This is a genomic window from Kribbella caucasensis, assembly GCF_004361855.1.
GTDB lineage: Bacteria > Actinomycetota > Actinomycetes > Propionibacteriales > Kribbellaceae > Kribbella > Kribbella caucasensis.
On the sequence record NZ_SNWQ01000012.1, the window covers coordinates 165,004 to 191,256 of the forward strand.

Sequence of the window (26,253 nt, forward strand, 5' to 3'; positions counted from 1 at the left end):
ACTACCCTTTCCGTATGTCCGAGAAGGCCTTTTACGCCACCACCCCGATCTATTACGTCACGGCCGCGCCGCACATCGGCAGCGCGTACACGACGGTGGCCGGGGACGTCCTGACCCGTTGGCACGCCCAGCGCGGCGAGCGCAAGTGGTATCTGACCGGTACCGACGAGCACGGCGAAAAGGTGATGCGCAGCGCGCAGGCCCAGGGCATGTCGCCGCAGGAGTGGACCGACAAGCTGGTCGAGGAGGCCTGGAAGCCGGCCTGGGTCGACGTCGACATCGCGTACGACGACTTCATCCGGACCACCGAGAAGCGGCACACCGAGCGGGTCCGGGAGTTCTGGCAGACGCTGTACGACAAGGGTGACGTCTACAAGGGCGAGTACGAGGGGCTGTACTGCGTCGGTTGCGAGGAGTTCAAGCTGCCGGCCGACATCCGGACCGACGACGACGGCACCCAGCGGTGCATGATCCACGGCACCGAACTGGAGACGGTCTCGGAGACGAACTACTTCTTCCGGCTCTCGGCGTACGCCGACCGGCTGCTGGACCTCTACGAGACGCAACCGGACTTCGTGGCGCCCGCGAGTGCTCGCAATGAGGTGATCTCGTTCGTCAAGCAGGGCCTGCAGGACCTGTCGATCACGAGGTCCACCTTCGACTGGGGTATCCCGGTGCCGTGGGACGAGGAGCACGTGCTCTACGTCTGGATCGACGCGCTGCTCAACTACGTCACCGCGGCCGGGTACGGGACGGATCCGGAGCGGTTCGAGCAGCTCTGGCCGGTCGACGTCCACCTGGTCGGCAAGGACATCCTCCGGTTCCACGCGGTGATCTGGCCGGCCATGCTGATGGCCGCGGGTCTCGCCGTACCGCGGCAGGTGTTCGCGCACGGCTGGCTGCTGGTCGGCGGCGAGAAGATGAGCAAGTCCAAGCTGACCGCGATCGCGCCGAAGGAGATCACCGACCACTTCGGCTCCGACGCGTTCCGGTACTACTTCCTCCGCACCATCCAGTTCGGCTCCGACGGCTCCTTCTCCTGGGAGCACCTGAACGCGGTCTACACCTCCGAACTCGCCAACGGCCTCGGCAACCTGGCCAGCCGGATCGCGGCGATGGTCGGCAAGTACTTCGACGGCGTGCTGCCCGAGCCGGTCGATCACGGCCCGGCCGAGCAGGCGCTCGCCGACAAGCTGGCCGAGACGGTGGCGGCCGCGGACACCGCGATCGACTCGCTCGCCTTCCACGACGCGCTGGCCGCGATCAACGAGCTGGTCGGCGCGGTGAACGGCTACGTCTCCGAGCAGGAGCCGTGGAAGGTGGCGAAGGACGAAGCTCAGCGCGACCGCCTCGCGACCATCCTCTACACGGCAGCCGAGGTACTGCGCGCTGTCGCGGTCCTGCACAACCCGACGATGCCGAAGACCGCCGCCAAACTCTGGACCCTGCTAGGCGCCGAACCCAAACTCGGCCCCCTATCCGACCAGCCCATCCAATCCACCGGCACCTGGGCCCAACTCCCCCCAGGCACCACCCTCACCAAGGGCGAAGCCCTCTTCCCCCGCCTAACCGAAGAATAGTATCTATCAGGATAGTATCATCGGTGATACTATCCTGATTGGGAGTTTCTCGGGGAGGCGTTTTGCGCCGTTTCATCGGGCGTGACCGCGAGCTGCGGGTGCTGACGGAGGCGCTCGACCGGATTGGGGCTGCTTCGGACTCCGCCCAGCCTGGCGAATGCGTGCTGATCCGCGGCCGTCGGCGGGTCGGCAAGTCCAGCCTGGTCGAAGAGTTCCTCCGGACGGCCGACGTACCGGCTGTGTTCTTCACCGCGGCCGGTCGGTCCGCCGAGGACGAACTGGTCGAACTGGCGGAGGTGGTGGCTACCTCGACCCTGCCGGATCGCGAGGTGTACGCCGAGGAGTCGCCCACTCAGTGGAGTGCGGCGTTCCGGCTGCTCACGGATCTGCTCCCGGAGGATCGGCCGAGCGTGCTCGTGCTGGACGAGGTCCCCTATCTGATGGATCGGGTGGACGCGTTCGAAGGCGTGCTGCAGCGTGCGTGGGATCGGCTGCTCAGCCGTAAGCCGGTGCTGCTGCTTCTTGTCGGCTCCGACCTGTCGATGATGGAGGCGCTGAACAGCTACGACCGGCCGTTCCATCAGCGTGGCCGGGAGATGGTGGTCGGGCCGCTGACCCCGGCCGACCTGGCCACGATGCTCGACCTGCAGCCGCCTGCCGCGTTCGACGCCGCCCTGGTCACCGGTGGTCTGCCGCTGGTCTGCCGGGACTGGAAACCGGGCGCCTCGCTCCGGGAGTTCCTGAGTTCTTCGCTGGCGGATCCGACCTCGGCGCTGCTGGTGTCCGCCGAACGCTCACTGGCGGCCGAGTTTCCGGCTCATGCGCTTGGCGGTGACGTACTCCGTGCGATCGGCACCGGCGAGCGGACCTTTAGCAACATCGCGCGGGCGGCCGGCGGACTCGCTCACACCAGCCTGACCAGGGCGGTCCAGGTACTGATCGACAAGCGGGTGGTGGTCTCCGAGCTGCCCGTCTCGCTGCGGCCCTCCAAGGAACGCCGTTATCGGGTGGCCGATCCGTATCTCCGCTTCTGGCTGACCTTCATCGACCCGCACATGGCGGAGATCGAGCGTCTTCGTGGGGATCTGACGCTGGCCCGGATCGAGGAGCACTGGACCAGCTGGCGTGGCCGGGCGGTGGAACCACTGGTCCGCGAGTCCCTGCTCCGGCTGCTGCCCGATGACGAGTTGCCCGCGGCGCCGGTCGTCGGTGGCTACTGGACGCGGAGCAACGACGTCGAGATCGATCTGGTCGGTGCCGACCGGGCGCCGGTGGCCAAGGAGCTGCTGTTCCTCGGTTCGATCAAGTGGTTGGAGAAGAGCCGCTTCGACAAGCATGACCTGGCAGCCCTCCAGAAGCATCGAGCGGCGCTGACCGACGATCCTGTTCCGCTTGTCGCGGTCTCCCGGAGCGGCGTCAGTTGCAGTGGTCTCCAGGCGGCGTACGGCCCAGCCGATCTGTTGAAAGCCTGGCGCGTCTAGGCGGTGGCCGTTGCGTGGTAGAGGGCGGCGGCTTCGGTTCGGGTGGTTACGGAGAGCTTGGTGAGGATGTTGGCGACGTGGAACTTCACCGTGGACTCGCTGATGTGCAGGTGGTCGGCGATGGTGCGGTTGCGGTGACCTTGGGCGAGGCGCTCCAGGACCTCCAGTTCGCGGCTGCCTAGCGCGGCGAACGGCTCGGCGGTGGTGGTGGTTCTGCCGAGGGTGGGCGGGGTGGTGGTCTTGAAGGTGATCCGGATCGTCAGGCCCCAGCCGGGGACGGCGTCGACGTCGACGCGGCCGCCCTGGGCGCGGAGGCGTTCGGCGATCTGGCCGAGATCGAGGTCGTCGGTGAGAATGCCGGGGCCGTCGTCGCGTAAGGACACCTGCAGGCCGCCGGCGTCGTCTCGCCAGCCGACCCGGATCCGGCGTACACCGTCCTGCCTGAGCATGGCCAGGACGACGGCCCGGCCGGCCGCGCGGGCGGAGTGGGCGACTTCGGCGGGCAGCAGTCGGTCGTTGCCCGGGGCATCCAGTTCCAGTTCGATCGAGGTATGACGCAACAGCGTGCGGAGCGAGTCGGCGAGCCGTTGGAAGGCCCGGCGCGCCGGTTCCTCACCGGCATCCGAGCGGTCCCGCTGGGATTCGGTGCGCAGCTCGACCAACGCGTTGAGGGCCAGTTCGACCGCCATCGCCCGGGCCGGCACGTCCTCCAGTTGGCGGTTGCGCAGTACGCCGAGAAGCGACGCGAGCGTGGCGGTGTGGGCCTCGCTGAGTTCGGCCGCGATCCCGGCCTTGGCGATCGCGACCGCCCGGGACTGCTGCAGGGCGCTGGGCTCGATCTCCATCGTGAGCCGGTAGAAGTGCGCGGTCACGACGTCCCACAGCGCCTGCACGAGTTCGATCAGCTCGGCCGACACGGTTGAGCCCGGAGTGAGCACGAAGACCAGGACCGATCCGCGTGGCGTGTGATCACTGGCGATGGCCAGCACCGGGTGGTCCGAACCGCCGATCGGCGCGTCACCGACCCATGGCTGACCAGCCACCACCGACCCGAGGAACGGGGCCAGTTCGGCACCGGTGATCACCTTCGCGATGGCCGGATCGCCGGCCGCGCCCACCGGCGACATCGCGCACTGGGTGGACAGCTGGGCGACCGCGCGGTGCGGGATCAGCTTGCCAAGCGCCTCGGAGAGCTCATTGATCATCTCGGGCGGCTTCACCGGCAGCAGGCGAGCCGCGATCGACAGCAGGGCGGCGGGCTGCGAGGACGGCATGACACCCGATGACGGCATGCCACCCAATGTACGTCGGTTGACACATCCACCCGACCCGGTCTTTCGGCCGGTGGACAACTACCCGAAAGGCCAGCCGGGAACAGCTGAGCCCACCGCATGATTCAAGCCTCAATCAATCGTCCTTCTGGAGGCAGCGGTGCAAGCGGTCGTGTTCGATGAATTCGGTGGTCCCGAGGTGCTCCGGACGCGTGAGCTCGACGTACCCCGGCCAGGGCCCGGCCAGGTCCGGATCGCGGTCCGGGCGGCCGGCGTGAACCCGATGGACTACAAGATCCGGCGCGGCTGGATGGAGGGCATGCTGGCGACCTCCTTCCCAGCCGTCCCCGGCCTCGAGTTGGCCGGCGTCGTCGACGAGGTGGGCGAGGGTGCGGAGTTCGCGGTCGGCGACGAGGTGGTCGGCTGGGCCGCGACCGGCTCGTACGCCGAGTACGCGCTGGCCGGCAACGTCGTCCGCAAGCCGGCCGAGGTCGACTGGCAGCAGGCCGCCGGTCTGCCTGCCGTCGGCGAGACCGCCCAGCGGGTCCTGCGCGAGCTCGGCCTCAAGTCCGGCGAGACCCTCCTGCTGCACGGTGCCGCCGGTGGGGTCGGCGCGGTCGCGACCCAGCTCGCCGTCGCCCTCGGTGCCACCGTCATCGGTACTGCGTCGCCCGCGAACCACGACTACCTCCGCTCACTCGGCGCGACCCCGGTCGAGTACGGCGACGGCCTGGTCGACCGAGTCCGCAAGGTGGCCCCGCAGGGCATCGACGCCGTCTACGACACGGCCGGACAGGGCGCCCTGCCCGACTCGATCGAACTCCGCGGCGGCACCGACCGGATCGTCACGATCGCCGACATGGCCGGCGGCGAGCTCGGCGTCGCGGTCTCGTACGGCGGCACCCCGCCCGAGGTCAGCGCGGCCGGCCTGACCGAGCAGCTCCAGCTCATCGCCGACGGCAAACTCAGCGTCCGCATCGCCGACACCTTCGCCCTCGCCGACGCCGCAAAGGCCCAGGAACTCAGCGAATCCGGCCACGCCAAGGGCAAACTGATCATCGTTCCCTGACCCGAGCGCGGCATCCCCGGCGACCGCGGCAACAAAGCGGTCGCCGGGCAGGACCCAGCGGTTCTACAGTCGAGCGCATGGTGCACGTTCTTGCTGCCGTTGCCTGGCCGTATGCGAACGGGCCTCGGCATATCGGGCATGTCTCGGGGTTCGGGGTTCCGGCGGATGTCTACGCGCGGTACCAGCGGATGGCCGGGAACGACGTGCTGATGGTGTCGGGGACGGACGAGCACGGTACGCCGATTCTGGTGCAGGCCGAGCGTGACGGGGTCAGCCCGCAGGAGCTCGCGGATCGGTACAACCGGGTGATCGTCGAGGACCTGCAAGGACTCGGGTTGTCCTACGACCTGTTCACCCGGACGACCACCCGCAACCATTACGCGGTGGCGCAGGAGTTGTTCAAAACCGTTCACCGCAACGGATATCTCGTCACGAAGACCGCGATGGGGGCGATCTCGCCGTCCACTGGGCGCACCCTGCCGGACCGCTACATCGAGGGCACGTGCCCGATCTGCGGGTACGACGCGGCGCGGGGTGACCAGTGCGACAACTGCGGCAACCAGCTGGACGCGATCGAGCTGCGGAACCCGCGCAGCCGGATCAACGGTGAGACGCCGGTCTTCGTCGAGACCGAGCATTTCTTCCTCGACCTACCGGCCCTCGCGGACACCCTCGGCTCCTGGTTGCAGACCCGGACCGGCTGGCGGCCGAACGTGCTCAAGTTCGCGCTCAACCTGCTCGACGACGTCCGGCCGCGGGCGATGACCCGGGACATCGACTGGGGTATCCCGGTCCCGCTGCCGGGTTGGGAGGACAACCCGAACAAGCGCTTGTACGTCTGGTTCGACGCCGTCATCGGTTACCTGTCGGCGTCGATCGAGTGGGCCCGGCGCAGCGGCGATCCAGACGCGTGGCGCGCCTGGTGGTGCGACCCGGCCGCGCGCTCGTCGTACTTCATGGGCAAGGACAACATCACCTTCCACGCGCAGATCTGGCCCGCCGAGCTGCTCGGGTACGCCGGTCGCGGGGCGCGCGGTGGGACGCCCGGCCCGTACGGCGTACTGAATCTGCCGACCGAAGTGGTGAGCAGTGAGTTCCTCACGATGGAAGGGCGGAAGTTCTCCTCGTCCCGGTCGGTGGTGATCTACGTCCGCGACGTGCTGGAGCGGTACGGCGCGGACGCGTTGCGCTATTTCATCTCGGTCGCCGGGCCCGAGACGCAGGACACCGACTTCACCTGGTCCGAGTTCGTCCGCCGGAACAACGACGAACTGGTCGGCACCTGGGGCAATCTGGTGAACCGGACCGCCTCGATGATCGCGAAGAACTTCGGCGCGATCCCGGCCGCTCACGAGCTGACCGACGCCGATCACGAGTTGCTCAGGCGCAGTCGGGAGTCGTTCGGTCCGGTCGGGGAGCACCTCGGGAACCACCGGCTCAAGCAGGCGATCTCGGAGGGTCTGCGAGTCGCAGCCGACGCGAACCAGTACCTGTCGCAGCAGGCGCCGTGGAAGGAGTCAGACATTCAGCGGAAGGGCACGATCCTGCATGTCGCCGCCCAAGTGGTTGCCGACTGCAACCGTCTGCTCGCGCCGTTCTTGCCGCACTCGGCCCAGCGGATCCACGAGACTCTTGGCGGGACGGGTTCCTTCACCGACCAGCCAGAGATCCGTGAGGTCGCCGACCTCGACGGCGGGCCCGGTTACCCGGTGATCACGGGCGACTACTCCGCCGAGACCACGTGGGCCTCGCGTCCCGTCGTACCGGGGACGCCGGTACGGACTCCGTCACCGGTGTTCGCCAAGCTCGCCCCCTCCGTGGTCGACGAGGAGCTCGCCCGCCTGGCGTGACGCCTTTCTACAAGACAGCCAGCGGAACGCGGTCGTACGGTCGAAGCATCGACTGACAGGAGTTGAGACCAAATGACCGGATACGTCGCAACGGCGGTTACGGAGATCAGTGCGTCGCCGAAGCACGTGTGGGACGTACTGACCGATCCGGAGCAGATCCGGAAGTTCATGTTCGGGGCCGACGTACAGACCGATTGGCAGCCGGGCAGCCCGATCACCTGGACGGGTGAGTACGAGGGCAAGCCGTACGAGGACAAGGGCGAGATCCTCGAGGTCGAACCAGGCCGGTTGCTCAAGGTGACGCACTACAGCCCACTCGGCGGTCAGCCCGACACGCCCGAGAACTACCACACCCTCACCTACGAGCTGGAAGACAGAGGCGAGAAGACGCGTCTGTCGCTCAGCCAGGACAACAACGCCAGCGAGGAGGAGGCCGAGCACTCCCGCGGTATGTGGGAGATGCTTGTCAATGGCGTCAAGGAGGCCGCCGAGCGCGGTTGACACGTTCGGGGGTTCGTTAAGCTGCCTCGGTGCAGGCGATCCGGGCCGGAGTCTGGCTGACCGTCCCGCTCGCGGTGGTGCTGATGCTGGCCGGAGTCGGGGATCCGGTCACGGAGTCCATCCGTTACTTGATCACCTGGTTCCTGTCCGTGCTCGTGCCGGGGGTGTTGCTCTGGCGGGCGCTGGTCGGGAGCCGATCGGTGCCTCAGGACCTGGGGTTCGGAGCGGTTCTCGGACTCTGCTGGCAGCTGGCCGTGTGGGCTGTCTTCACCGCACTCGGCGTACCGCGGCTGCAGTGGCTTGGGGTGCTGTTCTTCCTGCTGACGTTCCTCGCGGTGCCGCGGCTCAGGCGGCATCTGGCGCGTGGCCCGGAACGGCCGGCACCAGGCTGGTGGCACCTGGTGATGGTGGCCTGCCTGCTGCTGGCGACTCTGCGGACCACGGTTGGGCTGTTGCGCGCCTGGCCGCTGCCGCCGACCGCCTTCGACCGGCACCAGGACTTCTGGTACCAGCTCGGCCTGGTGCAGGTCCTGCGGCACGACGTTACGCCGCCGGATCCGTCGGTCCTCGGCGAACCATTGATCTACCACTGGTTCCCCAACGCCTCGATCGCCGCCCAGTCGGTGATGGCGAACGCGGATCCGTCGCACGTGCTGATGCACCACTGGCAGCTCACGTTCGTGATCAGCCTGGTGGTGGCCGGCTGGGCGGCAGGGGAGGCGTTGACCGGGAAGACCTGGGTCGGCGCCGTCGCGGGCACGCTGACCGGAGTACTGCCGGGCACGTTGCAGCTCGCGGGGTACGCGGACGCCTCGCCCGCGCAGGTTGTGCAAGGGCCGACTGGTGCGCTGGCCGCCCTGGTGATGCTCGGGCTGGTCGGGCCGACCGTGTTGATCCTGCGGAAACAGGCCACGCCCGGGGTGTGGATCGCGATGGCGCTGATGATCGGGCTTGCCACCGGGACCAAACCGACGGTGCTGCCGATCATGCTGGCCGGGGCCGCCGTCGTCGGTCTGTTCGCCTGGATCCGCGAGCGGCGGTTGCCGTGGCGGATCGTCGTCATCGGTGCGCTGGCGGGTGGCGGGTTCTTCCTCGCCACGACGTTCGCTTTGACCGGCAGTACGGGTGGCAGCCGGATCCAGTTGCTGGCGTCGCTGCGGGCGCTGCCGTTCTACCAGACGGTGACTGGCGACAAGTCATTCCCGGCGACCGGCGGCTGGGTGCTGCCGACGGTGGCGACGGGTGAGGAGCGATTGCTGTGGTTCGCGGCGATCCTGGTCGGGTACTACCTGCTGCTCAACTCGGCGCGACTGCTCTCGCTGCTCGGTACGGCGACGAGCCCGGCGCGGCGCGATCCGGCGTACTGGTGGGTGGCCGGTTGTGTCGCGGCGGGGACCACGATCACGTTGGTGTTCTCGCACACGGGTTACTCGGAGTTCCACTTCCTCCGGACCGTGACGGCGCTCGGCGTGGTCGGCGCGGTCGCGGTCGCGTCGACGCTGATCGACGAGACGACGCGCTGGCGACCGATCCTGGCGGCGGCCGGCGCGGCGTTCGGGGTGGCGATGTTGACGCGGCTGTTCTGGTTCGAGGTGACGGATGTGGTGACGCCGGTGGTCCGGGCGTACGTCGCGCTGCTGCTGCCGGCTCAGCTGGTCGCGGTGGCAGCGGTGATCATCATCGTGCTGACCAAGAACCGGTCCAGGTCGCTGGTTCTGCTACAGGTGATCGCGGTGGTGATCGCGGCCGCGCTGCCCAACCAGGTGGTTGTCTTCGGCCGCAACCTGTACCACGCGGTCACGCACCAGCCCGTGGTCGCGGACAAGAACGACCGCACCTATCTGACCGCCGCCGAGCAGGAGGCGATGATCTGGTTGCGGCAGAACGCCCAACGCGGTGATGTGGCGGTGAGCAACGTGTTCTGCATGCCGGCGCCGTACCGGCGTGGGTGTCCCGACGACGCGTTCTGGGTCTCCGGGTTGAGCGGAGTCCAGCAGTACCTCGGGGGCTGGGCGTATGCCCCGGCGAACCTGGAGGCGACGCAGAACCAGTTCAGCTTCCTGACCCAGCCGTCGCCCTGGCCGGATCGGTTGCAGCAGAGCCTCGATGCCGTTCGGCGGCCGAACCCGAGGCTGTTCGCGATGCTGAAGAACGACGCCGGCGTGGACTGGGTGATCGCGGACCTGCGAGCCGGGCCGGTCTCGCCGCGACTGGACCAATTGCTCGAACTCGCCTACTCGAACAGCGATATCCGGATCTACCGGTTGCGCTGAGGCACAGTGGTTGAGGGCGCTGTCGGTTGCGGTCAGTAGGCTTGGGCGCATGTCTACCGACGGTGTGGAGGTCGAGCGCCCGACCCGGGAACGTGCTGCCATCGGTGAGGACGGGCGGTCCCGGGACCGCAGCCGTCCAGCCGTGCCGGACCCGTTGCCGATGAGTGTGGTCGACGCGCACTGCCACCTGGACATCGCCGACGGCGAGGACGGCGCGTGGCTGAGCCCGGCGCAGGCGATCAAGCTGGCCGCGTCGGTCGGGGTGACCCGGATCGTCCAGGTCGGTTGCGATCTGCCGGGTGCGGTCTGGGCGGTGGAGGCCGCCGAGCAGCACCCGAACCTGATCGCGGGCGTCGCCCTGCACCCGAACGAGGCGCCCAAGCTCGCGGCGACCGGTGAGCTGGAGAGTGCGCTGGCCGAGATCGAGCGGCTCGCCACGTCGACGGAGAAGGTCCGGGTGATCGGCGAGACAGGGCTGGACTACTTCCGCACCGGCGAGGACGGCCGGGCCGCGCAGCACAAGTCGTTCGCCGCCCACATCGAGCTGGCGAAGCGGCTGGACAAGACGTTGATGATCCACGACCGGGACGCGCACGACGACATCCTGGCGGTCCTGGATCGCGAGGGGGTGCCGGACCGGGTGGTGATGCACTGCTTCTCCGGCGACACCGAGTTCGCCCGCAAGTGCGTGGATCGTGGGGCCTACCTGAGCTTCGCGGGTGTGGTGACGTTCAAGAACGCCCAGTCGTTGCGGGACGCGCTGGCCGTGACTCCGCTGGACCGGGTGCTGGTCGAGACCGATGCGCCGTACCTGACGCCCTCTCCGCACCGCGGCCAGCCGAACGCGTCGTACCTGATCCCACACACCGTCCGGAAGATGGCCGGCGTGCTGAACATCTCGGTCGCCGAGCTCTGCGAAGCCCTGTCGAACAACGCGGACCGGGCCTTCGGCGGCACCTGGTAGTGGAGTTCATCGAGGTCGTTCGGCGGCGGCGGATGGTGCGGAACTTCGATCCGGATCGGCCGGTGCCGGGTGATGTGCGTGAGCGGATCCTGTCGAACGCGTTGCACGCGCCGTCGGCCGGGTTCAGCCAGGGGTGGGCGTTCCTCGTGCTCGAAGGTGCTGACAAGGAGCGGTACTGGGAGGTCGCGGGGGCTCAGCCGGGGCGGGAGGACTGGGTCGGGCGGTTGCGGCGGGCGCCGTTGCTGGTGCTGCCGTTCGCGCACGAGCAGGCCTACCGGGACCGGTACGGCGAACCCGACAAGAACCGGTCGGCCTGGACCGCGCCGTACTGGTTCATCGACACGGGGATGGCGTCGTTGCTGATGTTGTTGACCGTGGTCGACGAAGGACTCGGCGCCTGTTTCGTCGGATTGCCGGTGCCGCGGATCGACGCGATCAAGGCCGAGTTCGGCGTACCGGACGAGTTCGCGCCGATCGGCGCCATACCGATCGGGTATCGCGCACCGGATCCGCGGTCGCCGTCTCTTCGCCGAGGCAGGCGTCCGACCTCGGAAGTCGTCCATCGGGGGCAGTGGGGCCAGCACACCGGGTAGTCGGCCCGTTACACCCTTTTGCGGCACGCCGACGAGAGGATTGGCACTCTTGGCACATCTTCGTTACTGTCTCGTGACGTTGGCCGGGATCGGGGAAGGTTCCGGACGGCACGCCCCTCGGCGGGCACCGTGGTTTCCGGGCCTGCAACCCGGCGTTCGCGGCGTGCGCCTTCGTGCTGTCTCCCCCGTGCCCGGGTAGCCCTACCTGGGAGCATGTGTGCGTAAGTCCATCATCGCGGCGGTCGGCGTGACAGCCGCGATCGCCGTCGTGGGCGGCAGTATGGCCTATGCGAGCAAGAGCAAGACCGTGTCCGTGTCGATCGACGGCAAGGTGCAGAAGGTGCACACCTTCGGTTCCACCGTCGCTGACGCCCTGAAGGCGGAGAAGATCCAGGTCGGCGACCGCGATGTGGTCGCCCCCGCTCTGGACGCCAAGCTGCAGGACGGTCAGGAGATCGCGGTGCAGTACGGCCGCCAGCTCGTCGTCACCGCCGACGGGACCAAGAAGACCTTCTGGACCACGGAAGACAGCGTGAACGAGGCGCTGACCGACCTGGGGCTGCGCTACGACGGCGCGTTCCTGTCCACCAGCCGGAGCGCCCCGATCGGGCGTGAGGGGCTGGAGCTCGTGGTCCGCACCCCGAAGACCGTCCAGTTCGTCCGGCAGGGCAAGGTCGTGTCGGTGAAGTCCATGGCGACGACCGTCGGCGAGGCGCTGACCGGTGCCAAGGTCGGCTTCGACAAGGACGACCGGATCACCCCCGCGGTGGCCACCGCGCTGAAGCCGGGCGTGAACCGGATCACCGTGGTCAAGGTCGACGTCAAGAAGGTGACCAAGACCGAGGCGATCGCGTTCAAGACGGTGGAGACCAAGTCCGCGACGCTGGCCAAGGGCGATACCAAGACCACCGCCGAGGGCACCGCGGGCAAGAAGACCGCCGACTACCTGCTCACCTACGTGGACGGCAAGCTGACCAGCACCAAGCTGCTCACCAGCAAGGTCCTGACGCAGCCGGTGGACGAGAAGGTCACCGTCGGCACCAAGGAGCCCGAGACGCCGACCGGCGAGGCGGATCCGCCTGTCGGTGACACCAGCGCCTGGGACCGGATCGCCGAGTGCGAGTCCGGCGGCAACTGGTCGATCAACACGGGCAACGGGTACTACGGCGGCCTGCAGTTCAACCACAGCACCTGGGTTGCCTACGGCGGCGACGCGTACGCGAGCAACGCGCACCTCGCCAGCAAGGCGCAGCAGATCGCCATCGCCGAGAAGGTGAGAGCCGACCGGGGTGGCTACGGCGCCTGGCCGGTGTGCGGTCAGAGGGCCTGACACACTGACCTGTGTGACCAGCGCTGATTCCAACACGTCCGCCGGACCGAGGCTTCTCGGTCCGGCGGAAGTGCGTTCACTGGCCGCTTCGCTCGGGCTCCGTCCGACCAAGCAGCGCGGCCAGAACTTCGTCATCGACCCGAACACCGTCCGCCGGATCGTCCGCGCCGCCGGGTTGTCGCCCGCCGAACACGTACTCGAGGTCGGCCCAGGGTTGGGGTCGCTGACGCTTGCCCTGCTGGCCGAAGGGCATCGGGTCACCGCCGTCGAGATCGATCCGGTGCTGGCTGCTGCCCTTCCTTCGACCATCGCCTCGTACGCGCCCGGTCAGGCTGCTTCGTTCGAGGTCGTGCTCGCCGACGCTCTCGTTGTCGGGCCGGCCGAGATCGGTACGCCGTCCGCATGCGTCGCGAACCTGCCGTACAACGTGGCCGTGCCGGTCCTGTTGCACCTGCTCGAGGTGTCACCGACGTTGCGGCACGGACTGGTGATGGTCCAGTCCGAGGTGGCCGACCGGTTGGCGGCTCCACCCGGCTCCCGGACGTACGGCGTACCGTCCGCGAAGGCCGCCTGGTACGCCGAGGTACGCCGGGCCGGCCCGATCGGGCGGAACGTTTTCTGGCCGGCCCCCAACGTGGACTCCGGCCTGGTCGCCTTCACCCGCCGCGAACCGCCCGCGACGCCGGCCTCGCGCGAAGAGGTGTTCGCGGTGATCGACGCCGCGTTCTCACAGCGCCGCAAGACGATCCGGTCTGCCCTGGCCCGCTGGATCCCGGACCGTTCGGTCCTCGACGAGGTACTGGCCAAGGCCGGCATCGACCCCGGCCTCCGCGGCGAGATGCTCGGCATCGAAGAGTTCGCGGCATTGGCCGGAGCCAGGCACTAGCCTGTGCGGGTGCCACCACTCGCATCGGTCACGGTCCGGTCGCCGGCCAAGATCAATCTGGGTCTGTCCGTCGGCGCGCCGCGCTCGGACGGGTTCCACCCGCTGGCGACCGTCTACCAGGCCGTCGCGCTCTACGACGACGTGACCGCGACCGTCCGCGACGACACCGACATCACCGTCGAGGTGGTCGGCGACTTCGCGGTCGACGTACCCACCGACGACTCGAACCTCGCGATCCGGGCGGCCAAGCTGCTGCAGACGGAGTACGACGTCGAGGAGGGCGTCGACCTGAGCATCCGCAAGACCATCCCGGTCGCGGGCGGCATGGCCGGCGGTTCGACTGACGCGGCAGCGACCTTGGTGGCGTGCAACCGGCTTTGGGGGCTGCAGCTGGCCCAGTCGGAACTGCAACATGTCGCCGCGGAACTCGGCAGCGACGTCCCCTTCTGCCTGGTCGGCCACACCGCCCTCGGCCGCGGTCGCGGCGAACAGGTCACCGAGGTGATGTCGCGCGGCACCTTTCACTGGGTCTTCGCCATCGCCGACGGCGGCCTGTCCACTCCCGCGGTCTACGCCGAACTGGACCGCCTCCGCCCCCTCCGCCGCGTCGAACCGCCGGAAGTCAGCCCCGCTCTGCTCTCGGCCCTGCTCTCCGGCCAGCCCGCGGCCCTGGCCGTTGCCCTCAACAACGACCTCCAGGCGGCGGCGTTGTCGTTGCGCCCCGAGCTCGCCGCCACCCTCCAGTTCGGCCTCGACCAAGGTGCTTTGGCCGCCCTGGTTTCCGGCTCCGGCCCCACCTGCCTGTTTCTGGCCGCCGACAGCCGCCAGGCCGTAGACCTAGCTGTAGAACTAGCCGAATCCAGCCTCTGCCGAATGGTCCGCCAAGCCGAAGGCCCAGTCCCCGGCGCCCGAATCCTCCCGGCCCCCATCAGCCGCTAGTACCTAAGTACTCCGTCACGCCGCTCGCTGCCTTGGCCCGCCGCCGAGGCTATGTCCGCTGACGGGCTGCCTCACCACTCACTACAGCCTCCTGCGCCGATAGCCCGTTACAACCCGCCATCGGTCCCACGACCCGGCAGTGGTCCAACAACCCTCCACCGGCGCCCCCCGCCACCCGGGCCATTCAGCCGGACAGGGCAAGTCCCGTGGCGTGGTGTACGACTTCTTGTGATTCGTCGTTGCCTGGTTAGGCGTTGATCGCCTCGGGTGGGGTACTGGTGATTGCGAGCATGAGGGGGCTCTTGGCTAGGATCTCGAGGCCGAGGCAGCGGCGTCCGTCGGCCCATTCGTCTTGTTGGCTCATCAACCGCGACTGGTTCTAAGGACCGTCAGCCCAGGGGTCCGGATAGCCCGTGAGGTTGCGGTGGAACTCGTCGGCAGCGGGGTTGCGGTATGGGCGTGCGGTGTTGCCGAGTGGGTGAGCGAATCCGCCGAGTGGGCGAGTCGCCCGGCCGGGTGGGTCCGCGTATCCGCGCTTTGGTTGAGCGGCGTCGTCGATCGGCCCGTCGCCAGAGGGAACTGGCCCGGTGTGGCAGGCAGCAGCTGGTATGGGGCTGGTGTCCGGTGTGGTGGGCGCGATCGGCCCCGGCGCGGGTTTGGTTGGCCCGGGCTCGGTTGTGGTTGGCCTGACACCTGGTGGGGTTTCGGGTGCAGGCGCGGGTGAGCCGCCGCCTGGCCCCGGGGCGGGTGGGCTGCCGGGCGGCACGTCGGATGGGCTGGTGTTCCAGGGATCCGGTGGCGCGTCGGATGGGCTTGTGGTCCTGGGATCCGGGGGCGCGGCAGGAGTTCGGCTGCGGGTTGGGGTGGCCCAGTCGGGGCGGGACAGCACCGGGCGACCGTTGACCATCTCGATGGTCCAGTGGCCGTGATGGATTTCGATGTGGTGGGCCTTGCAGAGCAGGACCAGGTTGTCGACCCGGGTCGGGCCGCCGTTGGCCCAGTGCACGAGGTGGTGGGCCTCGCACATCGCCGGTGGAGCGCCACAGACCACGCAGCCCTTGTCTCGGGCGTTCAACGCACGCCGCATGGCCCGGTTGACGAAGCGTTCTTCGGTGCCGACATCGAGGGGCTCGGAGTTGGCGCCGAGGACGAGGGGGATGATGCCGGCGTCGCAGGCCAGCCGGCGGATCGCGGCCGCGGACAGGGTGCCGCCGTGGGCCAGGTCGCCGGTGCCGGTGCCGGCGAGCAGGTCGGCCAGCGAGATGGTGACGGTGATGTGGGGTTTGATGCCGCCGTGGGCCGGGGCGGCACCGGTGGCGGCGGCGGTGTGCAGGATGTCGGTGAGGCCGTCGGCCTGGAGTTTCCCGCGGCTGCGCGGGTCCCGCTGCCCGTCGGGGGTCTTGTGGGGCTTGGAGTTGGCGAACACCATCGTCTGCAGCAGCTCCGCGTTGTCACCGGCCAGGAACCCGCCGAACTTGATGCCGTCGTCGGTCCGCTTCAACCAGAGCCGTTCGTTCGCGGCGGCGCGTTTCTCGGCCGGTTCGGGGCCGTCGGTGTCGAGCCGGTTGCGGACCTCCCGGCCGAGCTTGCGCAGCTCGCCGGGCGGCAGGACCTGGGCGGCCTTGACCATCTGTTCCTCGGCGAACCGCAGGGACTCGGCCGAGACCCGCGCCGACGACGGGATCTTGTCCAGCGCATCGACGATCACGGCCGCCTGCCCAGGGTGCAGCACCAGCGGACCGGCCGCCGGCTCCCCATCCAGCTCCGCCCCGTCCGCGTGCTCGGTCTGCTCCGCCGCGTCCGCGTGCTCGGTCTGCTCCGCCGCGTCCGCGCCCGCCGCTGTGTTCGCCCCCGCATCGGTTGCCGCCGTCTGTCCGTCCCGGTCGGCGTCGGCGGTCGCCTCCGCATGCGCAGACGTCTCGCCGCTCGTCGCGTTCGCCGTCACGTCGGCCGCGGTTTCCTCTGCTGGCGCTGGGGTTTCGGCGTCGGGTGGTGTGGGGTCGGTGTGGAGGGCGGCGGAGACCGCTGTGTACTTGGGAAGGGCGTGGGCGAGTTTGAGGTCTCGGCGGACCTCGGTCGGATCGAGGCGGTGGCGGATCGCGATCAGGGTGACCGTGTCGCGGGCGCCGAGTTCGGTGGCGTAGCCGTCGGTGTCCAACGCGGCCAGCAACTCCAAGCGGCGGGTGGACAGGCGGGTGAGGTCGGCCTGCAACTCGTCGAGGGCCGTCAGCTTGTCGCTGCCGGTCATCGACCACGCGGGCCGCTCATCCAACCTGTCCATACCGAAGAGCCTAGAGGGTGCCGCCGACAGTTTCTGAGCTCGGAAGGCCTTATCTATAAGGGATCTGGGGATTGGCAAGTTCCTGCCACTATCCACAGGACGGCGCGCCAAGGAGGCCGCCGGGGAGCACGGCACTGAGGTAAGGGGTGCATGGAATGGCAAGCTCCTGCCACTGTCCACAGGCTTTCGAGGTGAGCTCGTGGTCTGACAAGCTCGGAGCTGTTGAAAGGGGTGGTGATGACGGTTCTGGTCACAGGCGCCAGTGGGAACGCCGGCGGCGCGGTTGTGGAGGCGTTGACGGAGGCTGGGGTACCCGGGCGGGCGTTGGTGCGGAAGGACATCCCGCTGCCGGGCGGGATCGAGGCGGTGCATGGCGACCTGAATCGGCCGGAGACATTCAAAGAGGCACTCGATGGCGTGTCCGGGATCTTCTTGCTGAGTGGGTACGAGCGGGTCGAGGAGCTGCTGGCGAACGCGGTCGAGGCCGGCGTGCGGAAGGTCGTGCTGTTGTCGAGCAGCTCCGTGGTTGGTACCGATACGGCGAACGCGGTCGCGGAGTACCACCAAGCCGCTGAGGATGCGGTGAAGGCGTCTGGGCTGGAGTGGACCTTCCTGCGGCCGAACGCGTTCATGACGAACACCCTTCGCTGGCTCGATCAAATCCGCGCGGGCGACGTGATCCGCGTGCAGTGGCCGGACATAGCGATCAGTACGATCCACCCGCGCGACATCGCCGACGTCGCGGTGAAGGCGTTCACGGGGGATCACGGAGGTACCGCGTACCGGCTGACCGGGCCGGTCGCGCTGACTCCGGGCGAGCAGGTGGAGATCGTCGGCGAGGCGATCGGGCGGCCGTTGCGCGCGCAGGGGCTGAGCCGGGCTGAGACCCATGACGAGTTGTACGCCGCGATGCCGGCGAAGTACGCGAGCGCGATGGAGAGCTTCTACGGCGACGGTGTCATCGACGAGACCACCGTCAACGACACCGTCGGGACCGTCACCGGACACGCCCCGAGGACCCTGCAGCAGTGGGCCCACGAGAACGCCGCCCTCTTCAGCTGACCACCGAGCCGACGCGCCGACCACCGACGCGCCGCGCCGCGCCGCCGACGCGCACAACACCAAAGCTGATCAGAGCTTGTTGTACTCCGCGTCCGTAACCAGGTCGCCCCACTCGGTCTCCGGTACGCCGGAGTCGGGCGCCGGCACTTCCCACATGGCGATGTGGGTCATGAAATGGTCTGGGGCGGCGCCGTGCCAGTGCCATTCGCCGGGCGGTGTGTAGATGGTGTCCCCGGGCCGGATCTCCAACACGTCGCCTCCGCGGGCCTGGATGCGGCCGACGCCCTCGGTCACGTGCAGGGTCTGACCGACGGCATGCCGGTGCCAGCCGGTGCGGGCGCATGGGGTGAAGCGGACGACGTTGACGCGGATGCGGGACGGTTCCTCGCCTCGCGTGATGACGTCGAAGTACACGTCGCCGGTGAACCACTCGGCCGGCCCCTTGGCAGACGGCCGTTTGGGCAGGATCTCCATTGCTTTCCTAACAGGAGGCAGCTGGTACATCCACAACCGTAAGAACGCCGCACCAGACCTGGGAGACCCTGCCGTTACCCCTCTCAGCAGGACACGTCAGCCGATCCGATCCAGGATCTCCTGCGACTTGGCCAACAGCAGTGGTGCTTCGGATTCGGTGTGCAGGGCAACGGCTTGTACGGCGTACGGGCGGGCCGCGGCCGGGTCGCCGGCGGCCACGTGGACGGCGGCCAGCTGGGTGAGCGCGGAGCCGTGCAGCATCGGCATTTCGAGATGGTTGAAGAAGGCAACGGCCTGCTCCGCGAGCCGGCAGGCCTCGACGGGGTTGTCGAGGCTGAGCTCCAATGCGGACAGCCCGATGTTGGCGCGGACTTCGACCTCGATCGCCTTCGTCGACCGGGCGAGCGCGAGGGCGGCGTGATAGCTGTCGGCGGCTTCGGCGTAGCGGTCCAGGCCGGTGAGCGCGTCACCGATGGTGCAGCGGAGGTGGGCCTCGGTCAGCTGGTCCTGCACGTCCAGGACGATCTTCAAGCCACGGAGGGCGGCCGACTCGGCCTCGGCGTACTCGCCCCGGCTGCAGCGGATCCCCGCGAGCGTCTCCAGCGACTGGGCCAGGTCGCGCGGTCGGCCCAGCCGTTCGACGGCATCGAGTTCGGTGCTGATCACCGCGAAGGCCTCGTCCAGGTCGCCGAGAGTGTGGTGGATGTTGGCCATGGTGTGCAGCGTCGAACTCAGACCAGGACCCATCCCGAGCTCGTCGTGCAACGCCTTGGCCTCCAGCGTCGCGGCCATCGCCTCGCGAGGCCGGCCCAGTTGGTGCAGGATGGCGGCCAGGTTGCCGCTGGTCATGGCCATCTGGTTGCGGTTCGAGCCGGCCCAGGCGGCGTCGCGGGCGCGCTGGAAGTAGTCGTACGACTCGCGGACCCGGCCGAGGAACGACGTCGAGATGCCGACCGCGTTGAGCGCGCTGACCTCGCCGCTCGCGTCCCCGGCCCGATGGCTCCAGTCGGCGGCCGCGAGCAGATCCGGCAGGCTGTCCTCCATCCGGCCGAGGCTGGACAGCAGCCCGCCACGTGACCGGTGCATCGCCCCGATCGCCTGCGCGTCGTCCGCCTCCTGCGCAGCCTCGAGCCCGGCGGCGACCGCGGCCTCCCAGTCGGCGACCAGCCCCTTCAGCTCGAACAGCACCCGCAGCAGATCGGCCAGCAGCCAGGTGTACTCCGGTACGCCGGCGCGCGCCGTCACCGCGGTCACCAGGTTCGGCCGCTCGGCCGCCAGCCAAGATATCGCTTCATCCGGACCGGGTAGCTCGTCGACGGTGACGTAGGAAGGCGAGGGCAGCCGCAACTTGCGCCGCCCGACGACCTGGACGGCCGCGGTGGTCCGCTGCAGATAGTCGCGCATCAGCCGATCAAGTGCGGCCTCCCGGCCCGGATCGCCAGTACTACGCTCCTGCGCGTAAAGCCGGAGCAGATCGTGGAACTGGTACCGCCCCGGCCGATGCTGCTGCACCAAGTTGGCCGCGGCAAGCAATTCCAGCACCGCCTCGGCCTCGTCCACAGGGACATCCATGAACGCAGCGGCAGCCGACGCGGTGAAGTCCGGGCCAGGTACGACCCCAAGCAACCTGAACAACCGCGAAGCATCAGGGCCGAGACTCTGGTACGACTGCTCGAACGCATTCCGCACCGCGGCCTGCGGATCACCAGCGACCGACAACTTCGTCAACCGATTACCCGACCGCAGCTCGGCCAGATACCTCGACGGATCGGTTCCCGGCCGCGCGGCCAGGTTCGACGCCGCGATCCGCAACGCCAACGGCAGATGCCCGCACAACCGCGCAAGCTCCTCCGCCTCACCCCGATCGAGCAACCGCGACCCCAGCAACCTCGCCACCAGAGCAGCCGAATCATCAGCCGCCAACTCATCCAGGAGGACGCTCTGCCCACCCTCCAACGCGATCAGCCCGGCCAGTGAATTCCGGCTCGTGATCAGCACCGCGCACCCCGCGGTCCCCGGCAGCAACGGCCGGACCTGCGCCGCCTGACCGGCGTCGTCGAGCACGATCAACACCTGCCGATCGGCCAGCCGCGACCGCAGCAACGCGGCCCGCGCATCCTGACCTTCCGGAATCGCCGACGTCATCACACCGGTGTTCGCCAGCAGCTCAGCCAGTACGGCGTACGCGTCGCGCGGGTGATCGCCGGCGCCCGCCAACCCGACGTACCACTGCCCGTCCGGGAAAGCCGACCCCAACCGATGCCCGACCCGGATCGCCAGCGCCGACTTCCCGACCCCGGGCGGTCCGGACAACGCGACGATCGGTACGCCGGTCGCCGGGTCGGTCAGCAGCTTCTCGATCCGGCTGACGAGTTCCGCGCGGCCGGTGAAGTCCGCGACCTCGAGTGGGAGCTGGCGATGGACCGGCCAGCTCGGCTGCGGTTCGGGAGTGGCCGGCGCGGTCAGCGACTCCGAGCCGGTCAGGATCGCCTGCTGCAGATCGCGGAGTTCCTTGCCTGGTTCGATCCCGAGCTCGTCGACCATGATCCGCCGCGCGGCGTCGTACGCCGAGAGCGCCGCCGCCTGCCGGCCGCCACGGTAGAGCGCGAGCATCAGCTGGGCCCAGAGGCGTTCCCGCAGCGGGTGGTCGGCGGTGAGCGCGCGCAGTTCGGGGACGAGCTGGGCGTCCAGCCCGAGCCGCAGCCCGGCGTCGATCCGTCGCTCGACGATGCTGAGTCGCCGCTCGACCAGGGCCGGCAACTCCAGCCGCTCCAGCGCCTCGGAACCGGTGTCGCCAAGCGGGTTGTCGCCCCACAACGCCAGCGCCTGCTGCAACAACTCGGACTCGGCCTGCGGATCCTGTTCGGCGACCTTGTCGGCCTTCGCGACCAGCTCCTCGAAGTCGGCCAGGTCGAGCCGGCCGGCGCCGAGGTGGATCAGGTATCCGCCGGCCTGGTTCTGGATCAGGCCGCCGTCCTCGCCGAGCGCCGCACGCAGCCGGTTGACGTACGTCTGCAGGGCACCGCGGGCGTCGACGGGCAGGTCCTCGCCCCAGATCCGCTCCGCGAGCTGGCTGACCGCGACCGGCCGGCCCGCCCGCAGCAACAGCACGGCGAGCAGCGCCCGGGGCTTGCGAGCCAGCACGATCGGCTCGCCGTCACGCTCGATCCCGACCTGCCGCAGCAGCGAGAAACGCAACAAGCCCGTCAAAGAGTGGCCCTTCAATCAGCACTGATCCGATAGACCATCTTAGGTGAAACCCTTAGATCCTGGTCGAATCGTGGCGCGGGCCACGCATTGAGACCTTTCAGGGCCGGGGGCAAGCAGCGGGCCGCCCCTCGGACGGCCCGCCGGTCGATCAGTAGAGAACTCAGCGCTGATAGAAGCAACAGGTCGCGGTGGCGCCGGTCGCCATGTTGACCACTCCACCGTCGAGCTCCTGCGAACCACGGACCCAGAGCCCGCCCAGCCCGCCGGAGACCAGGAACGCGCCCCAGGTGAGCAACCACTGCTCACTGCCGTCATCGGTCAGGAAGACCTCGGGCACCGGCCGGATCCGGCGCTGCAACACCCACGGGTTGTCCATGGCCTCATCCAGCCGGTCCGCCCAGGTGTCCGAATCGGTCTGCCAGCCGAGCAGTACGCCGTCGCCGCCGTGCAACGCGGTCGGTTTGAGCACCAACTCCTCGCGGTTGGCAAGGGCGCGCTCGCGCAGATCCACCTGCTGCCCGTCGACCGTGACCGGACCGCTGCGCACCATCCGCGTCCAGGGCAGGATCCGGTCCAGGGCAGCGAGCTCGTCGGCCGGGTAGCGGTCCCGGTAGGCCTCGTCCGACAACAGTGCGAGGGCTCCCTTGCTTCCGTAGAGCTCCGCGTCGAGCGGCGTGAAGATCGAGACGTGGCCACGCTCGGACGCCTGCAGCACGGGTTCGAGCAGTTCCACCGCACCCGGTTTGAGCACGTCCTCGATCATGAACAGCCGGAACACCACATCGATCGCTTGATCGCCCAGCCAGATCCGGTCGTCGCGGTACTCCAGCGCGTCCACCGGGCAGGCCAACGCGTCGATCCCGAGTGGCGCGAGCATCGCGGCGCTCTTGTGCAGTTGACGTTCCAGCTCGGGATAGCTGTCCGGGAAGTCGGCGATCGCCATTACCGGCCGGACTCCGGTCGGCACCTTCGCCTCGGTCAGGATGGTCCGGACGACCTCTTCCATCGTCTCCGCGTAGGTCAGCTCGTTCGCCGCCACGAAATCGGCGATGAACGGATGCTCGAGCATCGCCGCGTTCAGCACCGGGTTGTCCACCCCGCCGACGGTGCTGCCGAGGTTGAGCTCCAGCAGGTGGAATCCGTTCTCGTCGCGGTACATGTCGGCGCGGCCCATCCGGCTCGGCGCCGGGCCCCGGCCGCGGCAGATCGCCTGCACCTGGCTCTCGGCCATCCCGACCGTGCGGGCGAACTCGGCCAGGTCGCCGCCGAAGACGCGCTCGGGCAGCCGGGTCAGCGCCGAGTGCAGCAGATCGAGGTCGGCGGCGAGCTGCCGGTAGGCGTTCGCCTCCAGGAACGCGGGCCGGCTGAGGCAGCGGCCCATGTAGCCCGTCGCATCCAGCCTGGGTGCGGCTGCCGACAGGATCGCGCTGGCTTGTGGCCCTCGATCCGCGGCGGCGGCGAGGTAGTCGTCGGTCAATGACATGAAAGCTCCTTGTCCTCCCCTGGTGGCGGCCCGGAATCCCTTGCTCCGTGAAGGTTTCGACCAAGAGCTGGGCAGCCGTGGGCGGCAGGTTACGTGGCTTGACGAGGCTTGGGAAAGGGCTGAACCGACGTCGCCGAAAACAACCTGCGGATTGCCTGGGACGGCGTTACGATCAACAAACGTTTGTCCCCTGGGAGCCATTGGAGATCCGAATGCGCCGTGCGTCGATCCACCCCGAGTCCACTGATCGGATCGACGCACCCATGAGGACCTTTGAGCACACTGACGATGGGGATCCTGGCGCATGTTGACGCCGGCAAGACCAGCCTGACCGAGCGGCTGCTGTACGCGGCCGGCGTGATCGATCGCGTCGGCAGGGTGGACGACGGCAGCACGCAGACCGACTCGATGGACCTCGAACGCCGCCGCGGCATCACCATCCGCTCGGCAGTCGTCTCCTTCGAACTGCCCGCCCCCGACCAGCCCAACCTCGCCGCGCCTGTACGACCCAGCCTCGCCGCACCTGATCAGCGCGGCCTCACGGTCAACCTGATCGACACGCCCGGGCACTCGGACTTCATCGCCGAGGTCGAGCGCGCGCTGTCCGTGCTGGATGGCGCCGTGCTGGTGATCTCCGCGGTCGAGGGCGTCCAGGTGCAGACCCGGCTGCTGATGCGGACGCTGACCCGGCTGCGCATCCCGACGCTGCTGTTCGTGAACAAGATCGACCGGATGGGCGCCCGGTACGACGACCTGCTGGCCGACATCCGCCGCCTGCTCACCCCGGCGGTGATTCCGCTCGGATCCGTCGAAGACCTGGGTGTACGTAACGCTCGTTATGTACCGTTCGCCGCGCAGGACAAGCGGATTGCCGAGGTCCTTGCTGAGCGCAACGACACGTTCCTGGCTCGCTATCTGGACGACGATCTCAGGCCTGGCGACTATGCGGCGGAGTTGGCCCGTCAGGTGGCCGAGTCGCTGGTCCGGCCGGTGTACTTCGGCTCGGCGATGACCGGTGTCGGTGTACCGGACCTGATCGAGGGCATCCGAACGTTGTTGCCGCGAGCAAGTGATTCGGCCGATGAACCGTTGCAGGCTTCGGTGTTCAAGGTGGAACGCGGCCCGGCCGGGGAGAAGATCGCATCCGCCCGGGTCTTCGCCGGACTACTCCACTCCCGCCAAACGATCGACGTGTACCGCAGCGGCCCGTCGTACGGCGGCCCGCACGGCGACCCGTCGTACCGGGCGAAGCCAACTGGGATCCGGATCTTCGAACGGGGTGGGACTCGGCCGGTGGATCAGGTCGAAGCGGGCCGGATCGTCGCGCTCCGCGGGGTGAAGGAGATCCGGATCGGCGACCAGCTCGGCCGGCCGGGGGAGCGCGGCGGCCAGTTGTTCGCGCCACCGAGCCTGGAGACGGTCGTGCGCTCGGCCGACCGGGTGAAGCTCTACCAGGCTCTCCAGCAGCTGGCCGAACAAGATCCCCTGATCCGGGTCCGCAAGGACGACGAGATCTCGGTCAGCCTGTACGGCGAGGTGCAGAAGGAAGTGATCGCCTCGCTGCTGGAGTCGGAGTACGGCCTGGCCGTGACCTTCAGCGAGACCCAGCCGATCCATGTCGAACGCCCGAACGCCGTCGGCTCGGCGTACCGGGAGATCGGCGACCCCCGCAACCTCTGGGCCGCCGACGTCGGCTTCCGGATCTCACCGGCCCCGGTCGGCGCCGGGATCGACTACCGGCTCGAGGTCGAGCTCGGCGGACTGCCCCGCGCCTTCCACACCGCGATCGAGGAAACGGCACGGCAGACCTTGCTCCAGGGCCTGTACGGCTGGGAGGTGACCGACCTGCGGCTCGACCTCACCCACACCGGGTACAGCGCGCCGGTGACGGTCGCGGCCGACTTCCGCCGACTCGTCCCGCTCGTCCTGATGGAAGCGCTGCAGGAAGCCGGTACGACGGTCCACGAGCCCGTCCATCGCTTCGAACTCGACCTGCCGCCGGACTCGGTCGCGACGGTGATCGGCAAGCTCGCCGAGTCCGCCGCGACGGTCGAGCACAGCGAGGTGCTGCCCGAACACGCCCGCCTGACGGGGCTGATCCCGGCCGGCCGGATCAACGGCTTCGAGATCCAGCTCCCCGGTCTGACCCATGGCGAAGGCGTTCTGCTGACCACGTTCGAGGCGTACCTCCCGGTGACCGGTACGCCGCCGTACCGGGCGCGGACGGACGGGAATCCGCTGAACCAGAAGGAGTACGTCCTGCACCTCAACCAGGCGTGATCTACGCTCGCGGCCATGACGACTGACGCGATCGCCAAGGACCTGGCGCCGGAAGGCGTGCTGCGGGTATCGATCAACCTGGGCAATCCGGTGCTGGCCCAGGGCACCCCGGACGCGCCGGCCGGGGTGACGGTCGACATCGCGCGCGAGGTCGCGGCCCGGCTGGACCTGCCGGTCGAGTTCCTCTGCTTCGACGCGGCGCGCAAGTCGTTCGAGGCGATGACGTCCGGCCAGGCGGACATCTGCTTCCTGGCGATCGAGCCGGCTCGTGAGGCCCAGGTCGCGTTCACCGCGCCGTACGTCGTGATCGAGGGCGTGTACGCCGTGCCGACAGACTCCGAGCTCGCCACGGTGGCCGATGTGGATCGCGAGGGTGTCCGGATCGGGTGAAGCGCGGATCGGCGTACGACCTGTTCCTCACCCGGACCCTGGAGCACGCGACCGTGGTACGGGGTGACGAGGGCGTCGACATCTTCCGCGCCGACGGGCTGGAGGTCGCGGCCGGCATCCGTCAGCCGCTGACCGCCTACGTCGCCGCGAACCCGGACCTCCGCGTGATCGAGGACCGCTTCATGGAGATCCGCCAGGCCCTCGGCACCACTAAGACCCGAACCCCCGAGACCGTCCAGTTCCTCACCGACCTGATCGAGGAACTCAAGGCGAACGGCTTCGTCGCGGACTGCCTCCAGCGCTCCGGGCGAGACGTCTGATCAGTCCCCTGACCGA

The 26,253-nt window shown here is 68.8% G+C and carries 20 protein-coding genes; 15 read left to right on the forward strand and 5 right to left on the reverse strand.

Going from position 1 to position 26,253, the window contains the following annotated elements:
- The first annotated feature begins 14 nt into the window (after positions 1-14).
- Complete coding sequence (gene metG / locus EV643_RS24435) at positions 15-1,580, forward strand: methionine--tRNA ligase (RefSeq protein ID WP_133802459.1); 1,566 nt, start codon at positions 15-17, stop codon at positions 1,578-1,580.
- Between the two features lie 62 nt (positions 1,581-1,642).
- Positions 1,643-3,061, forward strand: coding sequence for an ATP-binding protein (locus EV643_RS24440; RefSeq protein WP_133802460.1), 1,419 nt, complete (start codon positions 1,643-1,645; stop codon positions 3,059-3,061).
- On the opposite strand, the gene EV643_RS45830 is transcribed toward EV643_RS24440, so the two are convergent.
- Positions 3,058-4,353, reverse strand: a complete 1,296-nt coding sequence (locus tag EV643_RS45830; RefSeq protein WP_238165764.1) for a LuxR C-terminal-related transcriptional regulator — start codon at positions 4,351-4,353, stop codon at positions 3,058-3,060. The two genes, EV643_RS24440 and EV643_RS45830, sit on opposite strands and share 4 nt — an antisense overlap.
- A gap of 151 nt (positions 4,354-4,504) precedes the next feature.
- Here EV643_RS45830 and EV643_RS24450 point away from each other — a divergent pair, with 151 nt between their 5' ends.
- The 9 genes from EV643_RS24450 to EV643_RS24490 all read left to right on the forward strand — a co-directional run bounded on the left by EV643_RS24450 (position 4,505) and on the right by EV643_RS24490 (position 14,737).
- On the forward strand, positions 4,505-5,401 hold the full coding sequence (locus EV643_RS24450) for an NADP-dependent oxidoreductase (protein WP_238165765.1): 897 nt from the start codon (positions 4,505-4,507) through the stop codon (positions 5,399-5,401).
- Positions 5,402-5,478: 77 nt separating this feature from the next.
- Positions 5,479-7,251, forward strand: coding sequence for a methionine--tRNA ligase (gene metG / locus EV643_RS24455; protein WP_133802462.1), 1,773 nt, complete (start codon positions 5,479-5,481; stop codon positions 7,249-7,251).
- A 72-nt stretch (positions 7,252-7,323) separates the two neighbouring features.
- The gene (locus tag EV643_RS24460) at positions 7,324-7,752 is read left to right on the forward strand and encodes an SRPBCC domain-containing protein (RefSeq protein WP_133802463.1); all 429 of its coding nucleotides are present in this window, start codon (positions 7,324-7,326) and stop codon (positions 7,750-7,752) included.
- Between the two features lie 29 nt (positions 7,753-7,781).
- Entirely contained in the window at positions 7,782-10,025 is a 2,244-nt protein-coding gene (locus EV643_RS24465; RefSeq protein ID WP_238165766.1) for a hypothetical protein, read from the forward strand.
- A gap of 49 nt (positions 10,026-10,074) precedes the next feature.
- Complete coding sequence (locus EV643_RS24470) at positions 10,075-10,989, forward strand: TatD family hydrolase (RefSeq protein WP_133802464.1); 915 nt, start codon at positions 10,075-10,077, stop codon at positions 10,987-10,989.
- The gene (locus tag EV643_RS24475) at positions 10,989-11,582 is read left to right on the forward strand and encodes a nitroreductase family protein (protein WP_133802465.1); all 594 of its coding nucleotides are present in this window, start codon (positions 10,989-10,991) and stop codon (positions 11,580-11,582) included. The genes EV643_RS24470 and EV643_RS24475 overlap by 1 nt, the downstream gene beginning before the upstream one ends.
- Positions 11,583-11,799: 217 nt before the next feature.
- Positions 11,800-12,912: a resuscitation-promoting factor gene (locus EV643_RS45835; RefSeq protein WP_133802466.1), complete on the forward strand. Its 1,113-nt coding sequence runs from the start codon at positions 11,800-11,802 to the stop codon at positions 12,910-12,912.
- A 13-nt stretch (positions 12,913-12,925) separates the two neighbouring features.
- Positions 12,926-13,798, forward strand: a complete 873-nt coding sequence (gene rsmA / locus EV643_RS24485) for a 16S rRNA (adenine(1518)-N(6)/adenine(1519)-N(6))-dimethyltransferase RsmA (protein ID WP_133802467.1) — start codon at positions 12,926-12,928, stop codon at positions 13,796-13,798.
- A 3-nt stretch (positions 13,799-13,801) separates the two neighbouring features.
- Positions 13,802-14,737, forward strand: a complete 936-nt coding sequence (locus EV643_RS24490) for a 4-(cytidine 5'-diphospho)-2-C-methyl-D-erythritol kinase (RefSeq protein ID WP_133802468.1) — start codon at positions 13,802-13,804, stop codon at positions 14,735-14,737.
- Positions 14,738-15,116: 379 nt separating this feature from the next.
- Here EV643_RS24490 and EV643_RS24495 read toward each other — a convergent pair whose 3' ends face one another.
- The gene (locus EV643_RS24495) at positions 15,117-17,018 is read right to left on the reverse strand and encodes a DUF222 domain-containing protein (RefSeq protein WP_133802469.1); all 1,902 of its coding nucleotides are present in this window, start codon (positions 17,016-17,018) and stop codon (positions 15,117-15,119) included.
- A 237-nt stretch (positions 17,019-17,255) separates the two neighbouring features.
- On the opposite strand from EV643_RS24495, the gene EV643_RS24500 reads away from it, so the two are divergent.
- Complete coding sequence (locus tag EV643_RS24500) at positions 17,256-18,080, forward strand: NAD(P)H-binding protein (protein WP_133802470.1); 825 nt, start codon at positions 17,256-17,258, stop codon at positions 18,078-18,080.
- Between the two features lie 69 nt (positions 18,081-18,149).
- Here EV643_RS24500 and EV643_RS24505 read toward each other — a convergent pair whose 3' ends face one another.
- The 3 genes from EV643_RS24505 to EV643_RS24515 all read right to left on the reverse strand — a co-directional run bounded on the left by EV643_RS24505 (position 18,150) and on the right by EV643_RS24515 (position 23,247).
- Positions 18,150-18,554 (reverse strand): (R)-mandelonitrile lyase, encoded by a 405-nt coding sequence (locus EV643_RS24505; RefSeq protein ID WP_133802471.1) that lies wholly within the window; start codon positions 18,552-18,554, stop codon positions 18,150-18,152.
- A gap of 96 nt (positions 18,555-18,650) precedes the next feature.
- Positions 18,651-21,764 (reverse strand): AfsR/SARP family transcriptional regulator, encoded by a 3,114-nt coding sequence (locus tag EV643_RS24510; RefSeq protein ID WP_166665560.1) that lies wholly within the window; start codon positions 21,762-21,764, stop codon positions 18,651-18,653.
- Positions 21,765-21,924: 160 nt separating this feature from the next.
- Positions 21,925-23,247 carry a hypothetical protein gene (locus tag EV643_RS24515; protein WP_133802473.1) on the reverse strand — a complete coding sequence of 441 codons (1,323 nt, stop codon included), beginning with the start codon at positions 23,245-23,247 and terminating at the stop codon, positions 21,925-21,927.
- A gap of 273 nt (positions 23,248-23,520) precedes the next feature.
- Between EV643_RS24515 and EV643_RS24520 the strand changes: the two genes are divergently transcribed.
- From EV643_RS24520 to EV643_RS45850, 3 genes are read left to right on the forward strand one after another with little or no spacing between them, the layout of a single operon-like run.
- Entirely contained in the window at positions 23,521-25,527 is a 2,007-nt protein-coding gene (locus tag EV643_RS24520; RefSeq protein ID WP_370452351.1) for a GTP-binding protein, read from the forward strand.
- 15 nt (positions 25,528-25,542) lie between these two features.
- Entirely contained in the window at positions 25,543-25,917 is a 375-nt protein-coding gene (locus EV643_RS45845; RefSeq protein ID WP_238165767.1) for a transporter substrate-binding domain-containing protein, read from the forward strand.
- On the forward strand, positions 25,914-26,237 hold the full coding sequence (locus tag EV643_RS45850) for a type 2 periplasmic-binding domain-containing protein (protein ID WP_238165768.1): 324 nt from the start codon (positions 25,914-25,916) through the stop codon (positions 26,235-26,237). Before EV643_RS45845 ends, EV643_RS45850 begins: the two co-directional genes overlap by 4 nt.
- Positions 26,238-26,253 lie beyond the last annotated feature (16 nt).